Source organism: Ruegeria sp. HKCCD9138 (genome assembly GCF_057220975.1).
The window spans coordinates 134,393-151,701 of sequence record NZ_JBWVAZ010000007.1 but is presented as its reverse complement, the minus strand read 5'-3'; the positions used below and the strand labels follow the sequence as shown (position 1 = coordinate 151,701).

The window sequence follows — 17,309 nt, the reverse complement described above, 5'->3', positions numbered from 1 at the left end:
GTTGACGTAACCCATGAAACCGGCGGTAAACCGCCAATCCGCGATTCCTCCACAAATCGATTCACAGTTACGTCAGATCAACGCCGCGAACATTCAAATTGATTTCCTGTTATGAACACCACAGTTACAGGCAGTAGATCATCTGCAACACAATTAACGTAGGTGTAAGAGAATCATCTTCGCGAAATCTGAACGCGTGCCATACTCGACGGAAGTGAACGGATTTGAACAAGGCCGGATTTAATTATGCATTTGTTGCGACTGCTACCAATCCTGGTCCTTACAGTGTCCTGCGCACCACAGGAATTGCCGCCTGCATCTCGTAGCGCACAATTCGCTGACTATCCGAAAAAACTGTTCACCTCTTTCGAAACAGACTGTGCAGGGCCGGGAGAAGACTATGTGAAAACGGGTCAGAGCACCTTTGAATGCCGCGAGTTGCTGTCGCCACAAACCACGGCGTTTCTGATTCTCAACTATGACGGCTATCCACAGAACCTGCCGCAAATCGTGACGCGCCTGAGTTCGACCAAGAATAGCCAAGGGTATCGGGTCGACGCGGATTTGTTCTTTCTAGTTCCGCAAAGAAACGGGTCGACAGTGAAAGTTCCGGTCCAAGGGGATGCGTTGGATCGTGACCTCTCCGACATCTATATCGGATATGGTGGAACACCAGTATTGTGAGAGAAGTGGTCGGGGCGGCAGGATTCGAACCTACGACCCCCTGTACCCAAAACAGGTGCGCTACCAGACTGCGCCACGCCCCGGACCGTGCGCCTTCCTAACGATGCCGATTTGATTTGAAAACCCCTAACAAGGCCAAATCGCGGGGCCTTGCGAAAAAATTTCGTGCCGCATCCGTGTACCGGGCCGAATACCATAGCTTGCGGCAAGGCCCGCATTGATTTCCAGCACCGCATAAACCGAATCTCCGCCTTCGATTGGCGTCAGATCTCCGGGAATCGCCATTTCATGTACATGGGTTACTGTCCCCGACCGATCGACAAAAATCATGTCCAGGGGGATCAGAGTATTCTTCATCCAGAAGGCCACGCGTTGCGGCGGATCGAACACGAAAAGCATCCCGGAGCGTGCAGGCAGGTCTTCACGAAACATCAACCCGCGCGATCTTTCCTGAGGAGTCCGGGCCAGTTCGATGTCGAAGCGAACCTGCGAATTTTCGCTCTTCAGGTCTACTCGATCCAACCTGCACTCTGCTCTGGCGGCCGCACTAAGTATCAAAGTGAGAACCACCAGGAGAGAGGCAAATTTCATCACGGCTCTCAACTGTTCAGGGCTGCTTCCCAGGCAAGAACCTGCGCCGCCATGCGGCCGCGCTTGCCGTCGATCACGCGCATCGCCAATGCTTCGCCCGGCTGCAGGTCCGCAAGGCCGGATCGACGCAGGACTTCGATATGCAGGAACACATCTTCGCTGCTGCCAAACACGTTGGCAAAGCCAAATCCCTTGCCCTTGTCGAACCATTTGACTCGCGCAGCTTCCAACGGTGCCGCCGCGATTACGTTCGGGTCCAGCTCAGCAAAATCAGCCAGCATCATCGACTCGGCCCGGGCGGGTGGATCGACACTGATCACTTCGACCGCCTGAACACCCCGGTCGGTGCGATGCGTCATGATCTCGATACCTGCACCGTCCGCGACGGAGCTTTGGCCGAAATTGCGCAGCACGTTGACGTGCAACAGAATATCCGGGCCGCCTTCTTCGGACACAACAAATCCGTACCCCTTTGCGGGATCGAACCATTTAACGTGTCCACGGACGCGATACATGCTGTTCAGATCTTCTGGCACTGTTTTCCCATCACGAAAGCATTAAGGTCGTTAAGGGTTTGGTTTCTATGAGATTGGCACACAAATTCAAGCCGAAAAAGTCCTTTATTTATGGGCCGTTGCATTTCACGATACGCGAGTGTCATGGATTCAGCCTTTGTATGTGCCATTCCGAACGGTCGGGATTCCACCGCCACTGGAACCTGTCATGCAAACGGAAAGCTCCATCTGCCCAGAATTCGATCTCGGTCGGCTTTAACCGATAACCGCCCCAAAATTCAGGGCGCGGCGGGTTCGGGCCCAGCTTTGCCGTAACTTTGGCCACCTCGGCCATCAGCGCGGTTCGGCTTTCCAATGGCTGCGACTGACGTGAGGCCCAGGCCCCCAAACGGCTTTTGAGCGAGCGCGAGGCATAATACTCATCCGCCTGCGGGCCGTCTTCCCGGCTGATTGTACCACGAACGCGGATTTGGCGCCGCAACGATTTCCAGTGCATGACAAACGCCGCCTTGCCCGAGCCGTCCAATTCTGCCGCTTTGGTGCTGTGGTAGTTTGTGTAAAAGACAAAAGCGTCCGCTTCGATGTCTTTCAACAGCACCATGCGAACGTTGGGCAACCCGTCCTCATCCACAGTTGCCAGGGCAACTGCGTTCGGGTCATTGGATTCCGTTTTCTCAGCTTCACCCAGCCACCGCCGCGCTATTTCAAACGGATCGGTGCCGGCAAAGATGCCACTGCGCTCGTTCATTTCCATCCCCTGGAAACAATTGGTCCCGACCCTAAGGCGAGAACCCGCTGCGGGCAAGAGCGCATGGCCTTGATGCAGGGCAATCAATGGCATAAACCAACCGAACACAATGCGACGACTGGCGGAGAACCGAACATGTCAAATCAGTTGATGGCCGGAAAACGCGGCCTCATCATGGGACTGGCCAATGACAAATCTATCGCTTGGGGGATCGCGCGCGCCTTGTCCGATGCCGGCGCCGAGCTTGCTTTTTCCTATCAGGGCGATGCGCTGAAGAAACGCGTCGATCCACTTGCCGCCCAGTTGGGCAGCGAAATCGTTTTGCCCTGCGATGTCAGCGACGAAGAATCGATTGACGCCCTGTTCACTTCGCTCGAACAGAAGTGGGGCAAGCTGGACTTCGTGGTTCACGCGATCGGGTTTTCGGACAAGAACGAACTGCGCGGTCGTTACGTCGACACCAGCCGCGCCAATTTCAACCTGACCATGGATGTCTCGGTGTATTCCTTCACCGCCGTGATGCAGCGGGCTGAAAAGATGATGGCCGAGGGCGGCAGCGCAATCACCCTGACATATTATGGCGCCGAGCAGGTCATGCCGCATTACAATGTCATGGGTGTCGCCAAAGCCGCGCTTGAGGCATCCGTCAAGTACCTCGCGGAAGACCTGGGCAAGGACGGCATCCGCGTCAATTCGATCTCGGCGGGGCCGATCAAGACGCTGGCCGCCAGCGGCATTGGCGATTTCCGCTACATCATGAAGTGGAACGAGTACAATTCGCCCCTCCGCCGCAATGTGACAATTGACGATGTCGGCAAGTCGGCCCTCTATCTGCTGTCCGATCTGTCAAGCGGTGTGACCGGCGAGAATCTGCACGTTGATTCCGGATACCACATCGTCGGCATGAAAGCCGTAGACGCGCCGGACGTTGAAAAGGGTTAAGATCATGAGCGCCAAAGACCGCCTACCCCACGAAAAAGGTTTTCACATCAGTTGGGATCAGATCCACCGCGACTCGCGCGCGTTGGCGTGGCGGCTGGACGGCCAAGGCCCAGATGACGGTGCATGGCGCGCAGTCGTCGCGATTACACGCGGCGGCATGGCACCGGCGATGATCGTCAGCCGCGAGCTGGACATTCGCACTGTCGACACGATCAGCGTGAGATCTTACCACCATCAGGCCCAGGGCGAAGCCGAAGTTCTGAAGTCGCCGGACAAGGACCTGATGGGAGATGGTGAAGGCATTCTGATCATCGACGATCTCGTCGACAGCGGCAAAACGCTGGAGCTTGTGCGGGTAATGTACCCCAAGGCGCATTTTGCGACGGTGTATGCCAAACCCAAGGGCCGCCCCATGGTCGACACGTTCATTACCGAAGTCAGCCAGGACACTTGGATCTTTTTTCCATGGGACATGGCACTGCAATATGTCGAACCCTACCGGGGCACCGACTGATCCCACGGATTTCTCCACAACAAACACCTCGAAGCGCGAGGAGGTTCCTCGCCTCAAGAACGGCACGCCATGATCCAGACCCGCACCACAGCCACCTTTCCCCCTCCGGTGATGGAGGCACGCCGGTGGCTTGAAGGGGTCACATTTCCCACCGACCGCCCGCTGATCAATGTCAGTCAGGCGGCCCCGGTTGATCCGCCGCCCCTCGCGCTGCGCGAGGCCATGGCCGAATTCGCCATCTCAGAGGACAGCGCCCATCTTTATGGGCCCGTATTGGGAAACGATGATCTGCGCGCGGAACTTGCTGTGCAAATCGGCGATCATTACGCGGCCCGGATTTCCCAGAATCAAGTGGCAATCACCTCAGGCTGCAATCAGGCGTTTTCGGCCGTCGTTTCGGCAATCACTGATCAAGGGGATGAAATCATCCTGCCAACCCCGTGGTATTTCAACCACAAAATGTGGCTGGACATGGCAGGCGTTAAGGCCATCGATTTACCGACCGGTGACGACCTGCTTCCCGATCCGGCCAGGGCCCGAGGCCTGATCACCGACAAAACCCGCGCGATTGCGCTGGTAACCCCCAACAATCCCGGCGGCGTGGAGTATCCCGCCGATCTTGTGCGTGCTTTCTATGACCTAGCACAGGAGGCGGGCATTCGCCTGCTCGTCGATGAAACCTACCGCGACTTTGACAGCCGCAGCGGACCACCGCACGAATTGTTCCAGTTGCCGGACTGGCAGGATACGCTGGTTCATCTTTATTCATTCTCAAAAGCATACCGATTGACTGGGCACCGTGTGGGCGCCGTCGCCAGCAGCGCCGCGCTTTTGGCAGAGATGGAGAAGTTTCTGGATACGGTTGCAATCTGCCCCGGCCAAATCGGCCAGTTTGCCGCCCTCTGGGGCATGCAGCACCTGTCTGAATGGGTGGCGGCTGAACGCAACGAGATTCTCGATCGCCGTGCCGCAATCAGTGAAGGTATGCCCCGTCTTGCCGACAAAGGATGGCGGCTGCTGGGGCTTGGCGCCTATTTCGCCTACCTCGAACACCCCTTCGACATCGACTCGGACGAGCTTGCCCGTCGATTGGTCAGCGAAGCAGGCGTCCTGTTGTTGCCGGGCACGATGTTCATGCCCGATCACGACCCGGCCGGAAAGCGGCAGGTGCGCGTGGCTTTCGCCAATCTTGATCGCGCCGGAATCGAGCGGTTGTTCGACCGTTTGCAAGCGGTAACCTTCTGAGCTTGCCCCTCGGCGGTGCGCGTCGTATTCAGGGCGCCAACCGACCGGGCAGTTCCTGCCACCACCAAAGCAAGAGGGCACCATGGCCGCAGGCATGAAAAACCTATCGAAGACCTTTGTCTGGATCCTCATGGGCCTTTTGATGCTGGGCCTGGCCGGGTTTGGTGCGACCAGCCTCACCGGCACAGTGCGAACCGTTGCGCAGGTTGGCGATGAAAACGTTTCGATCGATTCCTATGTGCGTGAATTGCAACGGGAAATCAGGGCGGTCGAAGCGCAGACCGGCCAGCCGATGCAGATGTCTCAGGCCAGCGACCTGGGCTTGGACCGGCTGGCCCTGTCACGCCTGATCGCACTGGCCGCGCTGGACAACGAGGTTGCTCAGTTGGGCGTTTCAATCGGTGACGAGAACCTCCAAAAGGAAATCGTGCAAATTCAAGCCTTTCAAGGCGTCAACGGCGAGTTTGATCGCGAGGCCTACCGCTTTCAGCTTGAGCAGGTCGGGTTGACGGACTCCGAGTTCGAGGCAGACCTGCGCAAGGAATCCGCCCGCACCATCGTGCAGGGCGCTGTCATGAGCGGTGTAGAGATGCCGCGCACCCTGACCGATGCGCTGTCCAACTATATTCTGGCCCGGCGCAGCTTTACCCTAGCAACCCTGTCCTCTGACGCGCTTGAGACGCCGATCTCTGAGCCGACGGACGAACAGGTTCAGGCCTATTACGACGAGAACACCGATCAGTTCACCCTGCCCCGCACCAAGCAGCTGACTTATGCAGTTCTGTCGCCAGACATGCTGCTGGACACGGTCGAAGTCGACGAAGAGACCGTGCGCCGCCTATTTGACCAGAGGGCCGAGCAGTACCAGCAGCCGGAACGACGCCTGGTCGAACGTCTGGTGTTTTCAAGCGAAGCAGAAGCAACCGAAGCGTTGGCACAGCTTGAAGTCGGCGGGGCGGATTTCGAACAGTTGGTTCGCGACCGCGAGCTGGAGCTGAGCGACGTGGATCTGGGCGACGTCACGCGCGAAGACCTGGGAGAGGCAGCAGACGCCGTGTTTGCGGCCGAGATCGACGATGTGGTTGGGCCGCTTCCGTCAGTCTTTGGCCCCGCCCTTTTCCGCATCAACGGTTCGCTGGCCGCAAATAACGTTAGCTTTGAAGACGCAGAAGCCGAACTTCGGGAAGAACTGGCCGCCGACCGTGCGCGCCGCCAGATCGAGGCGCAGGCCGAAGATATCAACGACATGTTGGCCGGTGGGGCCACGCTGGAGGAACTGGCGGCAGAAACCGATATGGAGCTGGGTACGATTGACTGGACCCGGCAGAGCGACGACGGCATTGCCGCGTATGACGGGTTCCGCACTGCGGCAGAAGCCGTGCAAGACGGTGATTTCCCCGAAGTTGCGTTTCTCGAAGATGGCTCGATCTTTGCTTTGCGATTGAACGAGGTTTTGCCACCCCGCCCCGAACCGCTGGAGACAGCTCGTTCTCGCGTGGCCGGCGCATGGGTGCAGGCAGAGACCGCAAAGGCGTTGCAGGAACAGGCCAACAGCATTTTGACCCAACTGGCGACCGATGGTGATTTCGCGGCAACAGGTCTGCCCTTCCGCGTGGAAAACGCGCTGACCCGGACGGCGTTTCTGGATGATGCACCGGTCAACTTCATGAGCCAGGTATTCGAGATGGAGCCCGGAGAGCTGCGCGTTATTCCGGGCCCTGGCACTGCTCTGATCGTGCGTCTCGACGAAGAACTGCCACCTGCGGAAACCGATGAACAACGTCAGATGCAGGACGCGCTGGCCGCGCAGTTGGATCAGGCGCTTGCACAGAACATCTTTGATATCTACGTGCGCGATGCTCAGACCCGGGCCCGTCCTGTCGTGGATCAACAGGCCCTGAACGCCGTACAGGCCAGTTACTAAAAGAGACCGGACATGGCCCTGACACCAGAGTACGACGCATTCGCACGCGCATATGAGGCGGGTGAAAATCAAGTCGTCTATACCCGACTGGCCGCTGATCTGGATACGCCCGTGTCCCTGATGCTCAAGCTGACGGGCGCGCAGAAAGACGCCTTCATGTTGGAGTCTGTCACCGGTGGCGAGGTCCGTGGTCGGTATTCGATCATCGGGATGAAACCCGACCTGATCTGGCGGTGTCATGGGGAAACCTCGTCACTGAACCGCTCGGCCCGGTTCGATGCGGATGCGTTTGCGCCGCAGGGCGGCAACCCGATGGACAACTTGCGTGCGCTGTTGGCGGAAAGCCGCATTGCACTGCCCGACAACCTGCCCCAAGCCGCCGCAGGTCTTTTTGGGTACTTGGGCTATGACATGGTTCGTCTCGTGGAATATCTGCCAGACGTGAACCCGGACCCGCTCGGCCTGCCGGACGCAATCATGCTGCGCCCTTCGGTCGTTGCCGTTTTGGACGGGGTCAAAGGTGAAGTCACCGTCGTGTCTCCGGCCTGGGTCAGCGACGGGCAGTCGGCCAAAGCGGCCTATGCGCAGGCTGCCGAACGCGTGATGGACGCCGTTCGCGATCTGGAACGCGCCATGCCCGCCGAAACCCGCGATCTGGGTGAAGCCGGCGAAGTCGCGCCACCGGTGTCGAACTTTACCAAGTCCGGCTATATGGAAGCGGTCGAGAAAGCCAAGGAGTACATCCGCGCCGGCGACATCTTTCAGGTCGTCCCTGCACAACGCTGGACGCAGGATTTCCCGCTGCCTCCCTTCGCGCTGTACCGATCCTTGCGGCGCACGAACCCGTCGCCCTTCATGTTCTACTTCAACTTTGGCGGCTTTCAGGTCGTTGGCGCCAGCCCGGAAATTCTGGTGCGGGTCTTCGGCAGTGAAGTGACGATTCGACCTATCGCCGGAACCCGCCCGCGCGGCGCCACGCCCGAAGAAGACAAGGCCAACGAAGTCGACTTGTTGGCCGATAAGAAAGAGCTGGCCGAACATCTGATGCTGCTGGATCTGGGTCGCAACGATACAGGTCGGGTCTCGAAAATCGGTACCGTGCGTCCAACCGAAGAGTTCATCATCGAACGCTACAGTCACGTGATGCACATAGTTTCCAACGTGGTCGGTGAATTGGCCGAGGACAAAGACGCGTTAGATGCCTTTTTTGCGGGAATGCCTGCCGGTACGGTGTCTGGTGCACCAAAGGTTCGTGCGATGGAAATCATCGACGAACTGGAACCGGAAAAGCGCGGCGTCTATGGCGGCGGTGTCGGGTATTTCAGCGCAGGCGGCGACATGGATATGTGCATCGCCCTACGCACGGCCATCGTTAAGGATCACAAGCTGTATATTCAGGCCGGCGGCGGAGTTGTTTATGACAGCGACCCCGAAGCGGAGTTCATGGAAACCGTTCACAAGTCGAACGCCATCCGTCGCGCGGCGGCCGATGCAGCGCGGTTCACCGGCAACGGCAACAGCTGAGCGGCGGCAGGTCTCGCGAACTCTGCCCCTTTCACACGCTCAATGCATCACTGAATCTCGTTCATCATCACGGCCGAGATCGGGGCCATTGCGACCCGGCTGCCGCGATCCTCAAGCCCCCAAAGCAACAGGGCCGAAATAGTCTCGGGGCGAAGGCGACCCAGCATCACGACCGCGCCCTCCTGATTGGCACGAAACGCGGCCTGATCCAGAAAGCGGCGCATCACGTCCGGGTCCTGGCGCGCACCGTCAAAATCCCGGAACACGACGCTTGACGGGATGCCGTTACGCGCAGCCAGTTTCTGCACTGTGTTCAAGCCCTTGCCCTGCGTGACCAGACCACGTCCTGTCCCTCCGGCAATTGCAGCCACCTGATCAGCCAGCTTGCGGTTGCCCTGGATGCCGGTGTCGACACCTTCCAGAATTCCAACAGTTTCGGGCAGAGCGTCCAACCACACCGACAGGGACACTTCGGCATCCTGCGCACTGGCTGCCGCAGGCAAATCGGCCACAGCCAAGACCTCGAAACCCGCTGCACGGTGGCGGGCCATTTTCTCGGCGGCCTCGGGATCGGACGGCTTTACGGCAAAGCTCAGAGGGTATGGGAAATCCTTCAGCGCCTCTGCGCCATACGCGCCTTCGTCGTCGATCAGAATAATCGACATCAGCGGCTTGGCTTCGGGGTTTTCAAAACTTGCCGCATAGTCCTCGATCGGCTTTCCTGTGGTCGTCGGTGCTTCGACAACTTCTTCGACCTCGGGCTCGTCCCGTTCCGTCAGCGGCAGGATTCGTTTACCAACGCCCGGAGATGTCACCGAAGGTTGCTCGCCACCGATCTGAGGCAAGGACGCGATCCGAGGCAGGTCGCGCGGTTCTGTGTCTTCTTCCCCCTCAACGGCAATTGGATTGCCTTCGACCCGAGGCTCGGACCGGACTTCCGGTAACACGGGCTGAGGTTCTGGTTCCGGCTCCACGATAGCGACCTGCTGTTCGTCTTCCTTGGGTGCAGGCTCTTCGGGCTGCTCGGCGACTTCGGGGGTCACCTCCGGTACAACTGGTTCCGTCAGTTGCGGTTCCGGTTCCGGCGTCGACTCTTCGATGACCACCGGTTTTGGCGGGGATGGCACTTCCGCGACCGTATCTGGTTCCACGTCCTGACTGGGCAACACCGGCGCAGGCGCGGTTTCTGCCGGCACGGCAGGTGAATCCACCGCTACCGTCACCGAAGGCGCAGTCGGCGTGTCCGGTTCATCCAATTCCAGGGGCGCGGTCCCGGTCTGCGGTAAAGCGTCGGTTTGCGGCTCGGCATCACTCAGACTGGCTAGCGTATCAGATTGGTCTTCGGGGCTTTCCGGTGCACGAGGAGGTAACTCGACCAGATCCGCGTCGTTTCCGGTTCCGTCCACATTCGCCGTGCCCTCAAGCACGGGCACAGTCGCCACGACAGGCGCTGTGGTTGTAACTTCGGGTTTGCGGGTCAGCGGTGTGGTCACGGACAATGCCACGCCCACGATCAACACAGTGACCGCCCCGGCGATCAGTCCACCGAAAAATCCGCCCATCGAAATCTCGCCTCTCGCGTTGTTTCCTGCCTTACCTACCTCGGGCGCCGTCTGCTGCGGCACTCACTTGCGAAAACGCCGGGGGCCGATGTCCCCTTGACGCTGCCGCACAAGCCTGAGCATGTATGTCCCGACATTATATCGCGTCTCGGGGCTGCATCGCCAGCCCGAAATGCTCGAACATAAGACACGTGCAAAATGCTGCTGCTGATCGACAACTATGACTCGTTTACCTACAACCTCGTTCACTATCTGGGCGAACTGGGCGCTGAAATGGTTGTGCGGCGCAACGACGCGCTGGACGTGCAGGAAGCGATGGCCATGAATCCGGCAGGAATACTGCTGAGCCCCGGCCCCTGTGACCCGGATCAGGCCGGCATTTGCCTGGCACTGACGGAAGCTGCGGCTGAAACTCGGACGCCACTGATGGGTGTGTGTCTTGGGCATCAGACCATCGGCCAAGCCTTTGGCGGCAACGTCGTGCGCTGTCACGAGATCGTGCACGGCAAGATGGGCCAGATGCACCATAACGGAATGGGCGTTTTTGCCGGCCTGCCGACGCCGTTTGACGCAACTAGGTATCACTCGCTGATTGTCGAACGCGACACCCTGCCCGGCTGTCTTGAAATCACGGCTGAACTCGACGACGGCACGATCATGGGGCTGCAGCACAAGGAATTGCCGATACATGGCGTTCAGTTTCACCCTGAATCCATTGCGTCAGAACATGGCCATGCCCTGCTCAAGAACTTCCTGAATGAAATGAAAGTCCCCGCATGAGCGACGCACTGAAACCGCTGATCGGTGCTGCGGCCGACCGGCCGCTGACCCGCGCCGAGGCCGAACAGGCATTTGGCATTTTGTTTGACGGAGAAGCAACACCCAGCCAGATCGGTGGATTACTTATGGCCATGCGGACACGCGGTGAAACCGTCGATGAATACGCTGCCGCAGCGGCAGTGATGCGCGCCAAATGCCATGCGGTACACGCTCCGGTGGGTGCCATGGACATCGTCGGCACCGGTGGCGATGGCAAAGGGACGCTGAACATCTCGACCGCGACGGCATTTGTAGTCGCCGGCGCGGGGGTTACCGTGGCCAAGCACGGCAACCGCAATCTCAGTTCGAAATCAGGGGCTGCGGATGCGCTGGGGCAACTGGGTATCAACGTTATGGTCGGCCCGGAAGTCGTTGAAAGGGCTTTAAAAGAGGCCGGTATTGGCTTTATGATGGCCCCTATGCATCATCCGGCTATCGCCCATGTCATGCCGTCTCGGCAGGAACTGGGCACGCGCACGATTTTCAATATTCTGGGCCCGCTGACCAACCCGGCCGGGGTGCGACGACAGCTGACCGGCGCTTTCAGCCGTGACCTGATCCGCCCGATGGCCGAAACTCTGGGTTTGCTTGGATCCGAGCACGCGTGGCTGGTTCACGGATCGGATGGCACGGACGAGTTGACTATTACCGGTGTCAGTTGGGTCGCCTCGGTCGAGGACGGCACTGTCAAAGAGGTCGAGATTCACCCCGAAGACGCTGGCCTGCCGGTTCATCCGTTCGAGGATATCATCGGCGGAACGCCCGAAGAGAACGCCATCGCTTTCCGCGCTCTGCTGGATGGCGCGCCTTCGGCCTATCGCGACGCTGTCTTGCTGAATTCCGCTGCCGCGCTGGTGGTTGCCGACGCGGCCAATGACCTGCGGGAAGGCGTCGCGATGGCAGCTGAAAGTATCGGCAGCGGTAAAGCCAAAGACAAAATCGCCACCCTGGCCCGAATTACACAGGAAGCCGCATGACCGAGACCGTTCTGGACAGGATCAAAGCCTACAAACTGGAAGAAGTTGCTGCGGACAAGGCCAGTAAGTCATTGGAAACTCTGGAAACCGAGGCGCACGCGGCTCCGGAAACTCGGGGATTTGCGGATGCCCTGCAAACTGCGACGCGCAAGGGCTATGGCTTGATCGCCGAGATAAAAAAAGCCAGCCCGTCCAAGGGATTGATCCGCGCGGATTTCGATCCACCGTCCCTGGCCAAAGCTTATGAGCAAGGCGGTGCTGCATGCCTGTCAGTTCTGACCGATACGCCCAGCTTTCAGGGAGCCAAGGAATTTCTGACAGCGGCCCGCGCCGCGTGCTCGCTGCCGGCATTGCGCAAGGACTTCATGTATGACCCCTATCAAGTGGTCGAAGCGCGCGCGCTGGGGGCTGATTGCATCCTGATCATTATGGCCTCGGTCAGCGACGCGCAGGCTGCGGAACTGGAACAAACCGCTTTTGACTGGGGTATGGATGTTCTGATCGAGGTGCACGACGAGGCCGAACTGGAACGTGCTGCGCAACTGAAAAGCTCGCTGATTGGAATAAACAACCGCAACCTCAAGACGTTCGAGACCACTCTTGACACAACACGGCGATTGTCAAAGCTGGTTCCTGCGGATCGTACGATTGTCTGCGAAAGCGGATTGAGCACGCCCGAAGATTTGGCAGATATTGCCCGGTATGGCGCGCGCTGTTTTCTGATCGGCGAAAGCCTGATGCGTCAGGATGATGTGGCCGCCGCAACCCACACGCTGCTCGCCAACCCGTTGGTTCCCGGAGTGATGTGATGCCACTGACCCATTTCGATGCACAAGGCCAGGCCCATATGGTCGATGTCTCGGACAAGGCGGTAACGGATCGCGTTGCCGTGGCTGCAGGTCACGTGAAGATGGCTCGGGAAACCTTTGAAATCATTTCGGAAGGCCGCGCAAAGAAAGGCGATGTCCTGGGCGTGGCGCGACTGGCCGGGATCATGGGTGCGAAGAAAACCCCGGACCTGATCCCCTTGTGCCACCCGTTGCCGATCACACGTGCGGCCGTGAAACTGACGCTGGATCCCGACTTGCCGGGCGTACAAATTGAAGCGACTGTCAAGACATCAGGGCAGACCGGCGTTGAGATGGAAGCTTTGACTGCAGTTTCGACGGCAGCGCTGACGGTCTATGACATGACCAAGGCGGTGGACAAGGCGATGGAAATAGGCGGGATCAGGGTTCTGCTGAAAGATGGCGGTAAATCAGGGCGTTACGAAGCGGAATGATTACCGTAGTAGAGGCACGCAGCCTACTCTTTGATCTGGTTACTCCACTCCCTGCCGAGACTGTTCCTTTGGCCGAAGCCGCCGGCCGCGTTCTGGCCGAAGATGTGGTCGCCACGCGAAACCAACCGCCGTTTGCCGCGTCCTCGATGGATGGCTATGCGGTCAAATCAACCGAAGTTGAACTGCACGCGATGTTCAAGGTTATTGGTGAGGCCAGAGCGGGTCATCGTTTTGACGGCTCCGTCGGTGCCGGTCAGGCCGTGCGCATCTTTACTGGTGCACCGGTTCCAGAAGGCACTGACTTTGTCGTTATTCAGGAAGACGTAGACCGGCGGGACAACCTGATCACGATCACTGACGACCCCGGCGCCAAGACCAACATCCGCCCGGCAGGGATTGATTTCGAGGTCGGAACTAGGATTTCCGCGCCACGACACCTGCGCGCGGAAGACATTGCCCTGATGGCGGCGATGAACGCCCCCGTCGCTTCGGTGACTCGAAAACCGGAGATCGCGCTGATTTCGACGGGAAACGAGCTGGTCATGCCCGGCGAGACCCCTGGCCCGGACCAGATTATCGCCTCAAATACGTTTGGCCTCAAAGCCTTACTGGAAGACGCTGGAGCACATGTTCGCGTATTGCCGATCGCGCAGGACACACCCGCATCACTCGAAGCAGCGTTCGAGTTGGCGCACGGAACCGATCTGGTCGTTACCATCGGGGGCGCCTCGGTCGGAGATCATGACCTCGTCGCTGATGTCTCAGAGGCACTTGGGATGGCACGGTCCTTCTACAAGATAAGGATGCGCCCGGGAAAACCGCTTATGGCCGGGCGGCTGGGCAATGCCGCGATGGTCGGCCTACCCGGAAACCCGGTCAGCGCCATGGTTTGCGGCTATCTGTTCCTGGCCCCCATGGTGCGGCGCATGCTTGGGCTTGAACAAGTGCTGTCGCCTTTTCAACGCGCCAAACTCACAGCGCCACTTGGCAAGAACGGTCCACGCGAACACTACATGCGCGCCATTCTTGACGAGACCGGCATCCGGGCCTGCGACGATCAGGACAGTTCTCTGCTCAGCGTATTGGCTCGGGCCAACGCGTTGCTTGTACGTGACCCACATGATCCAGAACGTACAATCGGCGACGAGGTTCTGTACCTGCCAATCTAGCAAACCGGCAAATCCGTTGACACAAAACGTGAACATGCGTAGAACAAAAGAAAACGCATGAGCGACGAGGTGCGAGCGATGCTGACCAAGAAACAGCTGGATTTGCTGGAATTCATTCATAAACGCGTTCAGGCGGACGGTGTTCCGCCCAGTTTCGACGAAATGAAGATTGCACTGGATCTGAGGTCTAAATCCGGGATCCACCGTTTGATTACGGCGTTGGAGGAGCGTGGCTTTATCCGCCGACTCGCCCATCGGGCCCGCGCCATCGAGATCGTCAAGTTGCCGGAAAGCCTTGGGGGCGAGCCGACGGCCGGTTTCACACCACGCGTGATCGAAGGCAACCGCCCCTCCGGGCCACGTCCGGCGAATTATGAACCGGTGGCGGTAGACGCGATGGAATTGCCGGTAATGGGCCGTATCGCCGCCGGTGTTCCAATCGAAGCGATCAGCCATGTATCTCATCACGTTGCGGTTCCCGGTACCATGGTATCCGGACATGGCGACCACTACGCCCTTGAAGTGCGAGGAGATTCGATGATCGACGCGGGAATCAACGACGGAGACGTCGTTGTGATCCGCGAAACGACTGTCGCAGATAATGGCGATATCGTAGTGGCCTTGGTCGAAGATCAGGAAGCCACGCTCAAGCGGTTCTTCCGGCGCGGGCACGCAATCGCGTTGGAAGCCGCCAACCCGGCCTATGAGACACGTGTTCTTCCTGAAGAAAAGGTTAAGGTTCAGGGTCGTCTGGTCGGGCTGATCCGCAGCTACTGATCCTTGATGTTCCGGGCATCCGGCGACCAAAGCCTGCGCCCGGAAACCTCAGCGCTGGTCACAAGCTGACCATTGTCAATTGCCAGGCTGCCCGAACTCAGTAGTTTTTCGGGGCCGAATACAACGCATTCGCCGCTGAGTTCCAAGGCAACTGGCGATACCACGATCTGTTTTTCGTTGCATTCGTCAAAGCGTTGAGCCGCTTTTTTACCAGTGACGTGAACCAGTTCTTTGTCTGCCAGCAAATACCGCTGTATGCGATCCGGCACATTAGGCCATCTGGCGGCGGCGTGGGCTTGATCCGAACCATCACCATCATTTTCCAGCCAGACTGACGCCACAAAACCGTTCCCCTTTTCTTTGCTCAGTGCCCGTCCGTTTTCGGTCATAACGCCAACCAGGCCGCCCGTATCGGCAACCAGAACTTCCGGCCGATGCCCCTGTCCCCACAGCATCAGCGCAGCAATGATTGGCACCACACCTGCCCATCTGGCACGACCTTGCCAAAGGATCACCCATAGGGCGCCCAATGCCAGGATGGGAAGCACAAGATCCGGCGGGCTGACCACATATCCCTGTGCGCCATCCAACCCCGAGGTCCATTCGGCAACCCCCAGAATCCAGCGCAACCCAATGCCCATCAGCGCCAACGCGAGCCACTCCAACCCAAATGGCGCCAGCAACGCCGCCACAACGGCGGCTGGAACCACCACCGAACCCATGACGGGTACGGACAAAAGGTTCGCCAGCAGACCATAGTGTGACATGGTATTGAAATGCGCGGCCCCAACTGGTGCTGTGGCAAGGCCCGCGATGGCAGAAGACATCAACAACCCCAGCACTGGCTTCGCCCATTTTGGGCCGTGGAACGGTCCGAAATCACGCAACCCTCCGAATACCGCGACCAAAGCCGTAGTTGCGGCAAAAGACATCTGGAACCCGGGGCTTAACAGGGATTCAGGTCGAAGGATCAAAACGATCAGGGCCGCAACGGCTACGGCCCTCAAGGAAATTGCCCTGCGGTCGAATAGCACTGCGCCGAACATGACGCTGACCATCACAAAGGCGCGCTCGGTCGCGACGTTTCCACCCGACAGTAGAAGATAGATCGTTGCGGCAACCAACGCACAGACAGCGGCAAGCTTTCGCACCGGCCAGCGCAATGCCAGCACGGGAATCGCTGCGAATCCGACCCGACAAGCCACGAAGACAAATCCGGTCAGAAGACCCATGTGCAACCCGGAAATAGCCAGCAGATGCGCAAGGTTGGACGCTCTTAGTGATTCAAGTGTTTTCTGCCCCATGCCGCTGCGATCCCCGGTTGTTACGGCAGCAGCAAAACCGCCAATGTCGCCCGGTAGTTCGCTGCGCACATGATCGGATATCGCCATGCGCCAGGACGTGATCAAAATTCCCGTGCGCCCATCCTGCGCCGGGGCCGCAGACATGATAGGAACCCGGGTATACCCAACGGCACCCAGCTGTTGAAACCAGGCATGTCGGCGGAAATCAAAACCACCGGGCTCGACCGGTCCCTGCGGCGGAGACATATGCGCGGTCGTCATGATCCTTTGACCCGGCGCCAACGGAACAGCTTCGCCATGCACGGAAAGCCGGATGCGCTGCGGTCGCTGTTCTTCAGGTACATCCCTAAGTCGTACCCGATCCAGCGTCACCCGCAGCGCATCCGACGCAGAGCGGTCCAGCGCCACGACCCGCCCCTCGATCGGGCCATAGTAGCGCCATTGCAGAACCGGCTCTGCAACTGCGTGGGCGCGCGCACCGGCCAGCAGGAAACCGGCGGCGACCAGCGCCACACCAACAGCCAGCGGAGACCATGCGGCGGGCAGTTTCAAACCACCAATTGCCGCACCCAGCGCCACGACCAGAACCCAGCCATAGAGTTGCGGGCCGGGTTCAAACCGCAGGTTGAAATAGAGGCCAACTCCAACTGCCAGGCAGACCGGCGACCACGGAAACAGATACCCTCGCTGCTTCAATAATGCGGTCTCAATCCCGGCCAGAACACGCATGGT

Annotated in this window: 17 protein-coding genes and 1 tRNA gene; 12 read left to right on the top strand and 6 right to left on the bottom strand. The window is 59.0% G+C overall.

The window, feature by feature from the left end:
- Positions 1–402 precede the first annotated feature (402 nt).
- Positions 403–684 (top strand): hypothetical protein, encoded by a 282-nt coding sequence (locus AC2TEL_RS13680; RefSeq protein ID WP_480839928.1) that lies wholly within the window; start codon positions 403–405, stop codon positions 682–684.
- Between the two features lie 6 nt (positions 685–690).
- Here AC2TEL_RS13680 and AC2TEL_RS13675 read toward each other — a convergent pair.
- The 4 genes from AC2TEL_RS13675 to pdxH all read right to left on the bottom strand — a co-directional run bounded on the left by AC2TEL_RS13675 (position 691) and on the right by pdxH (position 2,538).
- A tRNA-Pro gene (locus tag AC2TEL_RS13675) sits at positions 691–767 on the bottom strand.
- Between the two features lie 43 nt (positions 768–810).
- Positions 811–1,275, bottom strand: coding sequence for a DUF192 domain-containing protein (locus AC2TEL_RS13670; RefSeq protein WP_480904521.1), 465 nt, complete (start codon positions 1,273–1,275; stop codon positions 811–813).
- 8 nt (positions 1,276–1,283) lie between these two features.
- Positions 1,284–1,811, bottom strand: coding sequence for a cold-shock protein (locus AC2TEL_RS13665; RefSeq protein WP_480839932.1), 528 nt, complete (start codon positions 1,809–1,811; stop codon positions 1,284–1,286).
- A gap of 121 nt (positions 1,812–1,932) precedes the next feature.
- Entirely contained in the window at positions 1,933–2,538 is a 606-nt protein-coding gene (pdxH, locus tag AC2TEL_RS13660) for a pyridoxamine 5'-phosphate oxidase (RefSeq protein WP_480839934.1), read from the bottom strand.
- A gap of 135 nt (positions 2,539–2,673) precedes the next feature.
- Here pdxH and fabI point away from each other — a divergent pair, with 135 nt between their 5' ends.
- The 5 genes from fabI (at position 2,674) to trpE (ending at position 8,687) form a co-directional block, all read left to right on the top strand.
- Complete coding sequence (gene fabI / locus AC2TEL_RS13655; protein WP_480839936.1) at positions 2,674–3,480, top strand: enoyl-ACP reductase FabI; 807 nt, start codon at positions 2,674–2,676, stop codon at positions 3,478–3,480.
- A gap of 4 nt (positions 3,481–3,484) precedes the next feature.
- Complete coding sequence (gene gpt, locus AC2TEL_RS13650; RefSeq protein WP_480839938.1) at positions 3,485–3,994, top strand: xanthine phosphoribosyltransferase; 510 nt, start codon at positions 3,485–3,487, stop codon at positions 3,992–3,994.
- Between the two features lie 69 nt (positions 3,995–4,063).
- Positions 4,064–5,239, top strand: a complete 1,176-nt coding sequence (locus tag AC2TEL_RS13645) for an aminotransferase (RefSeq protein WP_480904518.1) — start codon at positions 4,064–4,066, stop codon at positions 5,237–5,239.
- An 82-nt stretch (positions 5,240–5,321) separates the two neighbouring features.
- The gene (locus AC2TEL_RS13640; RefSeq protein WP_480904515.1) at positions 5,322–7,163 is read left to right on the top strand and encodes a peptidyl-prolyl cis-trans isomerase; all 1,842 of its coding nucleotides are present in this window, start codon (positions 5,322–5,324) and stop codon (positions 7,161–7,163) included.
- Between the two features lie 12 nt (positions 7,164–7,175).
- Positions 7,176–8,687, top strand: a complete 1,512-nt coding sequence (gene trpE / locus AC2TEL_RS13635; protein ID WP_480839944.1) for an anthranilate synthase component I — start codon at positions 7,176–7,178, stop codon at positions 8,685–8,687.
- A 47-nt stretch (positions 8,688–8,734) separates the two neighbouring features.
- Here trpE and AC2TEL_RS13630 read toward each other — a convergent pair whose 3' ends face one another.
- Positions 8,735–10,249 (bottom strand): divergent polysaccharide deacetylase family protein, encoded by a 1,515-nt coding sequence (locus AC2TEL_RS13630; protein ID WP_480839945.1) that lies wholly within the window; start codon positions 10,247–10,249, stop codon positions 8,735–8,737.
- Positions 10,250–10,447: 198 nt separating this feature from the next.
- On the opposite strand from AC2TEL_RS13630, the gene AC2TEL_RS13625 reads away from it, so the two are divergent.
- The 6 genes from AC2TEL_RS13625 (at position 10,448) to lexA (ending at position 15,273) form a co-directional block, all read left to right on the top strand.
- Complete coding sequence (locus tag AC2TEL_RS13625; RefSeq protein WP_480839947.1) at positions 10,448–11,029, top strand: anthranilate synthase component II; 582 nt, start codon at positions 10,448–10,450, stop codon at positions 11,027–11,029.
- A complete protein-coding gene (trpD, locus tag AC2TEL_RS13620; protein WP_480904512.1) occupies positions 11,026–12,045 on the top strand; it encodes an anthranilate phosphoribosyltransferase in 1,020 nt (339 codons plus the stop codon). Before AC2TEL_RS13625 ends, trpD begins: the two co-directional genes overlap by 4 nt.
- On the top strand, positions 12,042–12,854 hold the full coding sequence (trpC, locus tag AC2TEL_RS13615; protein WP_480839951.1) for an indole-3-glycerol phosphate synthase TrpC: 813 nt from the start codon (positions 12,042–12,044) through the stop codon (positions 12,852–12,854). The genes trpD and trpC overlap by 4 nt, the downstream gene beginning before the upstream one ends.
- Positions 12,854–13,327, top strand: a complete 474-nt coding sequence (moaC, locus tag AC2TEL_RS13610; RefSeq protein ID WP_480904509.1) for a cyclic pyranopterin monophosphate synthase MoaC — start codon at positions 12,854–12,856, stop codon at positions 13,325–13,327. Before trpC ends, moaC begins: the two co-directional genes overlap by 1 nt.
- A complete protein-coding gene (locus AC2TEL_RS13605) occupies positions 13,324–14,496 on the top strand; it encodes a molybdopterin molybdotransferase MoeA (protein WP_480904507.1) in 1,173 nt (390 codons plus the stop codon). Before moaC ends, AC2TEL_RS13605 begins: the two co-directional genes overlap by 4 nt.
- A 78-nt stretch (positions 14,497–14,574) precedes the next feature.
- Positions 14,575–15,273 carry a transcriptional repressor LexA gene (gene lexA / locus AC2TEL_RS13600; protein WP_480840240.1) on the top strand — a complete coding sequence of 233 codons (699 nt, stop codon included), beginning with the start codon at positions 14,575–14,577 and terminating at the stop codon, positions 15,271–15,273.
- Here lexA and AC2TEL_RS13595 read toward each other — a convergent pair.
- Positions 15,267–17,306, bottom strand: coding sequence for a ComEC/Rec2 family competence protein (locus AC2TEL_RS13595; RefSeq protein WP_480904504.1), 2,040 nt, complete (start codon positions 17,304–17,306; stop codon positions 15,267–15,269). The genes lexA and AC2TEL_RS13595 overlap by 7 nt on opposite strands.
- Between the last annotated feature and the right edge of the window lie 3 nt (positions 17,307–17,309).

What these genes read in the sequence shown, in the direction of transcription:
- AC2TEL_RS13670 (WP_480904521.1), bottom strand. Translation starts at nt 1,275, where the DNA reads ATGAAATTTGCCTCTCTCCTGGTGGTTCTCACTTTGATACTTAGTGCG.
- pdxH (WP_480839934.1), bottom strand. Translation starts at nt 2,538, where the DNA reads ATGAACGAGCGCAGTGGCATCTTTGCCGGCACCGATCCGTTTGAAATA.
- fabI (WP_480839936.1), top strand. Translation starts at nt 2,674, where the DNA reads ATGTCAAATCAGTTGATGGCCGGAAAACGCGGCCTCATCATGGGACTG.
- gpt (WP_480839938.1), top strand. Translation starts at nt 3,485, where the DNA reads ATGAGCGCCAAAGACCGCCTACCCCACGAAAAAGGTTTTCACATCAGT.
- AC2TEL_RS13645 (WP_480904518.1), top strand. Translation starts at nt 4,064, where the DNA reads ATGATCCAGACCCGCACCACAGCCACCTTTCCCCCTCCGGTGATGGAG.
- AC2TEL_RS13640 (WP_480904515.1), top strand. Translation starts at nt 5,322, where the DNA reads ATGGCCGCAGGCATGAAAAACCTATCGAAGACCTTTGTCTGGATCCTC.
- trpE (WP_480839944.1), top strand. Translation starts at nt 7,176, where the DNA reads ATGGCCCTGACACCAGAGTACGACGCATTCGCACGCGCATATGAGGCG.
- AC2TEL_RS13630 (WP_480839945.1), bottom strand. Translation starts at nt 10,249, where the DNA reads ATGGGCGGATTTTTCGGTGGACTGATCGCCGGGGCGGTCACTGTGTTG.
- AC2TEL_RS13625 (WP_480839947.1), top strand. Translation starts at nt 10,448, where the DNA reads ATGCTGCTGCTGATCGACAACTATGACTCGTTTACCTACAACCTCGTT.
- trpD (WP_480904512.1), top strand. Translation starts at nt 11,026, where the DNA reads ATGAGCGACGCACTGAAACCGCTGATCGGTGCTGCGGCCGACCGGCCG.
- trpC (WP_480839951.1), top strand. Translation starts at nt 12,042, where the DNA reads ATGACCGAGACCGTTCTGGACAGGATCAAAGCCTACAAACTGGAAGAA.
- moaC (WP_480904509.1), top strand. Translation starts at nt 12,854, where the DNA reads ATGCCACTGACCCATTTCGATGCACAAGGCCAGGCCCATATGGTCGAT.
- AC2TEL_RS13605 (WP_480904507.1), top strand. Translation starts at nt 13,324, where the DNA reads ATGATTACCGTAGTAGAGGCACGCAGCCTACTCTTTGATCTGGTTACT.
- lexA (WP_480840240.1), top strand. Translation starts at nt 14,575, where the DNA reads ATGCTGACCAAGAAACAGCTGGATTTGCTGGAATTCATTCATAAACGC.
- AC2TEL_RS13595 (WP_480904504.1), bottom strand. Translation starts at nt 17,306, where the DNA reads ATGCGTGTTCTGGCCGGGATTGAGACCGCATTATTGAAGCAGCGAGGG.